This window comes from Microvirga sp. P4_G7, from assembly GCF_056401005.1.
In genome coordinates this window covers 1-3939 of sequence record NZ_JBFUKD010000326.1, presented here as the reverse complement: position 1 = coordinate 3939, position 3939 = coordinate 1, and the positions used below count along the sequence as shown (strand labels likewise).

At 66.0% G+C, this 3939-nt stretch carries 3 protein-coding genes; 1 reads left to right on the top strand and 2 read right to left on the bottom strand.

Features of this window, described 5'->3' with window-relative positions; all coding sequences use genetic code 11:
• Positions 1 to 900 (bottom strand): glutamate--tRNA ligase (gltX, locus tag AC1DT3_RS13745; protein WP_477465812.1); only part of this gene is annotated, 900 nt, incomplete at its 3' end.
• A gap of 127 nt (positions 901 to 1027) precedes the next feature.
• Between gltX and AC1DT3_RS13740 the strand changes: the two genes are divergently transcribed.
• On the top strand, positions 1028 to 3301 hold the full coding sequence (locus AC1DT3_RS13740) for a ComEC/Rec2 family competence protein (protein WP_477465811.1): 2274 nt from the start codon (positions 1028 to 1030) through the stop codon (positions 3299 to 3301).
• On the opposite strand, the gene lexA is transcribed toward AC1DT3_RS13740, so the two are convergent.
• The coding region (gene lexA / locus AC1DT3_RS13735; RefSeq protein ID WP_477465810.1) for a transcriptional repressor LexA at positions 3279 to 3939 on the bottom strand (661 nt) is incomplete at its 5' end. The genes AC1DT3_RS13740 and lexA overlap by 23 nt on opposite strands.

Here is a 3939-nt window from a genome sequence, read left to right as displayed (position 1 = left end):
ATCGAAACGGGCAGGGGATCGGCCGATGCTGCCGAGATCGAAGGCGCCGATCATCTCCTGGGTCGAGAACATCTCCTGGTCGCCATGGCTCCAGCCGAGGCGCACGAGATAGTTGCGCAAGGCCGCCGGCAGGTAACCCATGCTGCGGTAGGCCTCGACGCCGAGCGCGCCRTGGCGCTTCGAGAGCTTGGCGCCGTCCGGTCCGTGGATTAAGGGAACATGGGACATGTTCGGAACGTCCCAACCGAGCGCCTGATAGATCTGCGTCTGACGGGCCGCGTTGGTCAGGTGATCGTCGCCACGGATCACATGCGTAATGCCCATGTCGTGATCGTCGACGACGACCGCGAGCATATAGGTCGGCGTGCCGTCCGAACGCAGCAGAACCAGGTCATCGAGATCCTTGTTCTGCCAGACGACACGACCCTGCACGGAATCCTCGACAACCGTCTCGCCTTCACGGGGCGCTTTCAGGCGGATGACCGGCTTTACGTCTGCAGGTGCCTCGGAGGGGTCGCGGTCCCGCCAGCGGCCGTCGTAGCGCATGGGACGGCCCTCGCGCTTTGCGGTCTCGCGCATCTCCTCGAGTTCCTGCTGCGATGCGTAGCAGTAATAAGCCCCGCCGGTGGCAAGGAGGCTCTCGGCGACCTCCCGATGCCGCGCGACGCGGGAGAACTGGTAGACAGTGTCGCCATCCCAATCCAATTCGAGCCAGCGCAGGCCGTCGATGATCGCCTGGATCGCAGGTTCGGTCGACCGTTCGCGATCGGTGTCCTCGATGCGCAGCAGCATCTTGCCGCCGTGACGCTTCGCATAGAGCCAGTTGAACAGGGCCGTGCGCGCGCCGCCGATATGCAGGTAGCCGGTGGGGGAGGGAGCGAAACGGGTAACGACGGTCATGGCGAACCTTGTAAGCGAGCGAAATGGCGGCGACGGCACCGACCCGTTCGAACTCGTCCTTTGGACGGATTGGGCCGCGTGCTGCGGTCGTCTACCATGCAAAGGTATGCCGCGTTAAGCCAAACCGATGCCCCCGTTCGAAACTCCACCGCGTAGACTGGTTCGAGGGGCGGCTGCCGGCGCGCTCGCCCTTCCTGGTTTTCGCGCGGCGTTTCCGGTCATCATCCCGGAATGGCGGGCCTGGCTCGCGGCGAACGCCGCTCGGGAAGTCGAGCAGCGAAGGTTGTTTCCCTGGATCGCCGTCTGCTTCGGCCTCGGCATCATTCTGTTTTTTCAGGCCGATGGTCGCCCAGTCCTGTGGGCGCCGGCGGTCGGCGTCGCCACGTGTCTGCTGCTCGCCATCGCCTGCCGGCGCAACCTGGTCGGGTTGGCGATCGCCATCGGCGGCGTCGCGGTGTTCGCGGGGTTTACGGCAGCCGTCGTCCGGACCGGCCAGGTCGCTGCGCCCGTTCTCGGCCGCGTGATGATCGTGCCGATCTCGGGCTTCATCGAGAGTGTGGAGCATCGTCCGCAGGGGCCCCGCATCTTGCTGCAGGTGGTGAGCATGAAAGGCGTCGCCGAGACCGAACGGCCCCGCCTTGYCCGCGTGACGCTACGAAAAGGGCAGGGGCTGTCTCCCGGGCAATACATCGAGGGAACGGCGCGTCTTCTGCCGCCGCCGCAACCGGCCTGGCCCGGCGGCTACGATTTTGCGCGCGACGCCTATTTCAAGGAGATCGGCGCGGTGGGATCGATGGCCGGCGTCGTCCGCGCTTCGGAGCCGCCGCGRCCCGCCGGTTGGCGTTTGGCGGTGTCGAGCCGGATCGACGCGGCGCGTAACGCCCTGACTGAGCGGATCGCCACCGCGATCGGCGGGCCGCAAGGGAGCGTCGGAGCAGCCCTGGTCACCGGAAAGCGTGGCCTGATCGACGAGACGACGAACGATGTCCTGCGCGCTGCCGGCATCTATCACATCGTCTCGATCTCCGGTCTGCATATGGTGCTCGCGGCCGGGACTTTCTTCTGGCTCGCCCGGGCGCTGCTGGCGCTTTCGCCGCTTTGGGCGCTGACATGGCCCGTCAAGAAAATCGCGGCCCTCGCGGCGATGATCGGCGCCGTCGCGTATTGCGTCTTTTCCGGCGCCGAGGTTGCGACCCAGCGTTCCCTGATCATGACCCTGGTGATGTTCGGCGCGATCCTCGTGGATCGGCCCGCGCTCAGCGTCCGCAACCTCAGTCTCGCCGCCCTGATCGTGCTCGCGAAGGAGCCCGAATCGCTCCTAGGACCGAGTTTCCAGATGTCCTTCGGTGCGGTGGCGGCCTTGACCGCGAGCGCACCCTTGTTGGGACTCGGCTTGTCGTCCACGCCGAAAGAGGGTCCTTGGGACAAGGCGATCGCGTGGATCTGGCGCGGCCTCGCCGGATTGATCGGCACGACGCTGATCGCGAGCCTCGCGACCGCACCGTTCACCGCCTATCATTTCCATACCCTCAATCCGCTCGGCCTGATCGGGAACGCGCTTGCCCTGCCGTTGGTGTCGGCCGTCGTGATGCCGTCGGCCTTGCTCGGCGTCCTTGCATACCCTTTCGGCCTCGATCGCCCGGTCTGGCAGGTCATGGGGTGGGCTGTCGCGCGGGTCCTCGACGTGTCGGCCTGGGTCGGCGACCTGCAGGGCGCGACCGTGCTTGTTCCGGCCTTGGGAGCAGGCGCCATCGTCTTGATCGGCATCGGGCTTCTGATCGCCACGCTGATGGCCACCGCGCTGCGCTGGCTCGCCGTGATCCCCGCGGCGCTCGGTTTGGCCTTCGCGTCCGTTCCGGAACGTGCCGACATCTTCATCGATCGGGATGCCTCCGGGGCGGCAATCCGCGGACGCGACGGGAGGCTCGCCCTCGTCGGAAAACCGTCGGACTTCGTCGCCGAGCAATGGCTTCGCGCCGACGCCGACACCCGTGTCGCCGACGACAAGTCGCTGCGATACGGTGCGCATTGCGACGCCCTCGGCTGCATCGTCGAGAGTTCGGACCGCCGCGTGGTCGCCTTCGTTCACGACATGGCGGCGTTCGAGGAAGATTGCCGCCGCGCGGCGATCGTGATTACCCGCCTGAAGGCCCCCGCAGATTGCCGGGCTTCCCTTGTCCTGGATCGATCGGCGCTTGCGCAACGAGGCGCCACGACGGTCCGCTTCGTCGAGAACGCCGTCTCGATCACGTCGGTCAAGGGCAGTGGCGACGCCCGCCCATGGGACAGACGATCCCCTACGATCGTCCCGGTGCCGCTTGTGCCGGAGCCTTCGCGATCCCCGCGACCGACCCCGGAACAGGACTTGCCGGAAGACCCTAGTAGCGCCGAACCAGACTGACGAGCTTACCCTGAATCTTGACTCTGTCGGGGCCGAGGACGCGGGTTTCATAACTCGGATTGGCGGCTTCGAGCGCGATCGAGGAGCCGCGACGCCGAAAGCGTTTCAACGTGGCTTCCTCGTCATCGATGAGAGCAACGATGATATCGCCCGTATTGGCCGAGTCCTGCCGACGCACGACGACGAGATCACCGTCGAGAATGCCTGCCTCCACCATCGAATCGCCGCGTACCTCGAGAGCGTAATGCTCGCCCTGGGTCAGGAAATCCGCGGACAATGTGATCGAATGGCTGCGGTTCTGGATGGCGGAGATCGGCGTACCGGCGGCGATGCGGCCCATGACGGGGATCGAGAAATCCTTGGACTTGTCTTCCGCCGGCGGAGGAGCTGCCGCCTTGGCGCGGGTGGCGAGGCCCCCTTCGACGATGCTCGGCGTGAATTGTCTCCGACCGGCCGTGCCTCCCACCGTTTCCGGCAGGCGGATGACCTCGAGCGCTCGAGCGCGATTGGGCAGTCGACGGATGAAACCGCGTTCCTCGAGGGCCGTAATCAGCCGATGGATACCTGATTTCGACTTGAGATCCAGAGCGTCCTTCATCTCGTCGAAGGAGGGCGGGACACCGGATTCACGAAGGCGC